This is a genomic window from Streptomyces sp. 8L, assembly GCF_020176795.1.
Taxonomy (GTDB): domain Bacteria; phylum Actinomycetota; class Actinomycetes; order Streptomycetales; family Streptomycetaceae; genus Streptomyces.
The window spans coordinates 1-3,704 of sequence record NZ_JAIUKE010000722.1 but is presented as its reverse complement, the minus strand read 5'-3'; the positions used below and the strand labels follow the sequence as shown (position 1 = coordinate 3,704).

At 71.2% G+C, this 3,704-nt stretch carries 3 protein-coding genes; 2 read left to right on the top strand and 1 reads right to left on the bottom strand.

All coding sequences use genetic code 11. The features are described from left to right. The first annotated feature begins 275 nt into the window (after positions 1 to 275). Positions 276 to 1,568: an ATP-dependent Clp protease ATP-binding subunit ClpX gene (gene clpX / locus LCE31_RS37795; protein ID WP_225022658.1), complete on the top strand. Its 1,293-nt coding sequence runs from the start codon at positions 276 to 278 to the stop codon at positions 1,566 to 1,568. Positions 1,569 to 1,654: 86 nt separating this feature from the next. On the opposite strand, the gene LCE31_RS37790 is transcribed toward clpX, so the two are convergent. After that, positions 1,655 to 2,782 carry a hypothetical protein gene (locus tag LCE31_RS37790; protein ID WP_225022656.1) on the bottom strand — a complete coding sequence of 376 codons (1,128 nt, stop codon included), beginning with the start codon at positions 2,780 to 2,782 and terminating at the stop codon, positions 1,655 to 1,657. A 136-nt stretch (positions 2,783 to 2,918) separates the two neighbouring features. Between LCE31_RS37790 and LCE31_RS37785 the strand changes: the two genes are divergently transcribed. Next, a partial coding sequence (locus LCE31_RS37785) for a class I tRNA ligase family protein (RefSeq protein WP_225022654.1) occupies positions 2,919 to 3,704 on the top strand: 786 nt, incomplete at its 3' end.

Genomic DNA, 3,704 nt, shown 5'->3' with positions numbered 1-3,704 from the left:
CCCCGGGGGGGCCCCCCCCGCCGGCCCCCCCCCCCCCCCCCCGCCCCCCCCCGGGGCCGGCCCGGCCCCCCCCCGGGGGGGCGCCCCCCCCCCCCCCCCCCCGGGGGCCCCCGGGGGCCCCCCGCGGGACGAGCGTACGGATGTCGTACGGTCGTCCGGGGACAAGGTGAACCGCGCCAAGGGGGGCCCGAACACGGGGCCGGGCAAGGTACCGTCGGATATGAGGCACAGGAGCCGCTGAACCAAGCTGCTCCCAGGCGAAGGGGAAGCACCTCGTGGCACGCATCGGTGATGGCGGCGACCTGCTCAAGTGCTCGTTCTGCGGCAAGAGCCAGAAGCAGGTGAAGAAGCTCATCGCAGGGCCCGGGGTGTACATCTGCGACGAGTGCATCGATCTCTGCAACGAGATCATCGAGGAAGAGCTCGCGGAGACCTCCGAGGTGCGGTGGGAGGAACTGCCGAAACCGCGTGAGATCTACGAGTTCCTCGAGGGCTACGTCGTCGGGCAGGAGCCCGCGAAGAAGGCCCTGTCGGTGGCGGTCTACAACCACTACAAGCGGGTGCAGGCCGGCGAGAACGGCGGCGGCTCCGGCCGCGAGGACGCCATCGAACTCGGCAAGTCCAACATCCTGCTGCTCGGTCCCACCGGGTCGGGCAAGACCCACCTCGCGCAGACGCTCGCCCGCATGCTCAACGTCCCGTTCGCCATCGCGGACGCGACGGCGCTGACGGAGGCCGGCTATGTCGGCGAGGACGTCGAGAACATCCTGCTGAAGCTGATCCAGGCCGCCGACTACGACGTCAAGAAGGCCGAGACCGGCATCGTCTACATCGACGAGATCGACAAGGTCGCGCGCAAGAGCGAGAACCCCTCGATCACCCGGGACGTCTCGGGCGAGGGCGTGCAGCAGGCCCTGCTGAAGATCCTGGAGGGCACCACCGCCTCCGTACCGCCGCAGGGCGGCAGGAAGCACCCGCACCAGGAATTCATCCAGATCGACACGACGAACGTGCTGTTCATCGTGGGCGGCGCGTTCGCCGGCCTGGAGCGGATCATCGAGTCGCGGGCGGGCGCGAAGGGCATCGGCTTCGGCGCGACGATCCGCTCGAAGCGCGAGATCGAGGCGCGCGACATGTTCCAGGAGGTCATGCCGGAGGACCTGGTGAAGTTCGGGATGATCCCGGAGTTCATCGGCCGCCTCCCGGTCATCACCTCCGTGCACAACCTGGACCGCGAGGCCCTCAAGCGCATCCTGGTGGAGCCGCGCCACGCCCTGGTCAAGCAGTACCAGCGGCTGTTCGAACTGGACGGCGCGGAGCTGGAGTTCGAGCCCTCGGCGCTCGAAGCCATCGCGGACCAGGCGATCCTGCGCGGCACGGGCGCGCGCGGTCTGCGCGCCATCCTCGAAGAGGTCCTGATGTCGGTGATGTACGAGGTGCCGTCCCGCAAGGACGTGGCCCGCGTGGTCATCACGGAAGAGGTCGTCCACTCGCACGTGAACCCGACCCTGGTGCCGCGCGAGCCGAGGATCGTCAAGAACGACGGACGGCACGAGAAGTCCGCGTAACGCGCACCGCGTCGCACGACGGGCGCCCGGCCCGCTGACCACCTGTCAGCCGGCCGGGCGCCTTTCGTCTGCGACGCTTCCCGCTGTCAGCTCTTGACGCGGACCTCGTCGCGGAGCCTGGTCGCGGTGGCGGCGACGGAGGCGATCGTGGTCGTCCTGCCCGCGATCACGGACGCCACGTCGCTCGTCGTGACATAGCCGATCGTGCTGTGGTCGGCCCAGACGCAGATCGGGACCGTGATCTCGGAGGGAACCCCGGAGGCGCCGGATTCGCCGGTCTTCACCTTGGCGCTCTGGCACTTCATGACCGCGTCCTTGAGGCCCGCGGGGGTGACCTTCCGCGGGCTGCCGACGAGGGTGCCCCCGCTGCTGTCGCCGGAGGCCGCCTGCTTCTTCAGCCCGGTGAAGAACAGGTCGAGGGTCTTCTCGGGGTCGTCGATCTGCCCGTACACGCCGCTGTACTCCAGCAGCGACTGGCTGAGCGGGTTGGCCTTGTCGCCCTTGCTGTAGGAGGCGTCGACCTCCTTGGGGTTCTTGATGCCGGCGTTCCGCGCCTCGTTCATCTCGTCGCCGGTCGGGCTCCCCGCCTGCCCGGTCCCCTTCTTGTACTGCCCGTCCAGCACCGTCGCCGGGGCGATCAGCTTGTGGGGACCGTCGTCCGCGATGTCCGAGCCGCCGCCGCTGCCCGACGTCAGGAAGTAGGCGCCGCCCGCGATGACGGCGCACGCGACGACCACCGCGGTGATGATGAGCCCTGTCCTCTTCTTCTTCGGGGCCCCGCCCATCGGGCCCCCCGGGTACGGCCCTGCGCCATAGGGCGGCTGGCCGTACGGGGCCTGCCCGTACGGCGGCTGCCCGGGCTGCGCCGGCTGGCCGTACGGTCCGGGCTGGCCCGGCTGGCCGTAGGGTCCGGCACCCGGCTGCCCGGGCTGTCCGTACGGTCCCGGCTGGGCGTACGGGTTCGGCTGTCCCGTCCCGGCGGGAGCGCCCTGCTGCGGCTGCCCGTAGGGCCCCGCAGGGGCGGGCGGCTGCTGCGGATAGCCGTAACCGGGCTGGGGCGGAACCCCGGGCTGTGCCGGAGTGCCGGGTCCCGCGGCCGGCTGCGCGCCGCCCTGCGGCGGCTGTCCGTACGGTCCTGGCTGTCCGTACGGCCCGGGCTGCTGCGGCTGCTGAGGCTGCGGCCCCCCGTAAGGCCCGGGCTGGTTGTCACTCATGCGGTCCGATCCCCTCATATCGATAGAGCTCTCGACATCCTGACGGATGTGAGCACGACATGGGACGGCCGGGGCCACACCGTTACGGTGGGCAATCCGTTTCGGGGCGCCCCGGAGACACCTCTAAACTGGCTCCGTGACCGAGAACTCAGCGCAGCAGCCACCAGCACCCCGTGAATTGCCGACCCAGTACGCGCCGGCGGAGGTAGAGGGGAAGCTGTACGAGCGCTGGGTGGAGCGGGGTTACTTCGAGGCGGACGCGTCGAGCGGCAAGGACCCGTACACGATCGTCATCCCCCCGCCCAACGTCACCGGCTCCCTGCACCTCGGCCACGCCTTCCAGCACACCCTCATGGACGCCCTCACGCGCCGCAAGCGCATGCAGGGGTACGAGGCGCTGTGGCTGCCCGGCATGGACCACGCCGGCATCGCCACCCAGAACAAGGTCGAGCAGCAGCTGGCCGAGGAGGGGAAGTCGCGCCAGGACATCGGCCGTGAGGAGTTCGTCCGCCGCACCTGGCGGTGGAAGGAGGAGTACGGCGGCCGGATTCTCGGCCAGATGCGCCGCCTCGGCGACGGTGTCGACTGGTCGCGTGAGCGCTTCACCATGGACGAGGGCCTCTCCAAGGCCGTCGGCACGATCTTCAAGCGCCTCTACGACGACGGCCTGATCTACCGCGCCGAACGCATCATCAACTGGTGCCCCCGCTGCCTGACCGCGATCTCCGACATCGAGGTCGAGTACCAGGACGACGACGGCGAGCTCGTCTCGCTCCGGTACGGCGAAGGCGACGAGACGGTCGTCGTGGGGGCCCCCCCCCGCGGGCGCCGGGGCGGCGGCCCCGCCGGGGGGGGGCCCCCCCCCCCCCCCCCCCCCCCCCCCCCCCCCCGCCCCCCCCCGCACCCCCCCCGCCCCCCCCCG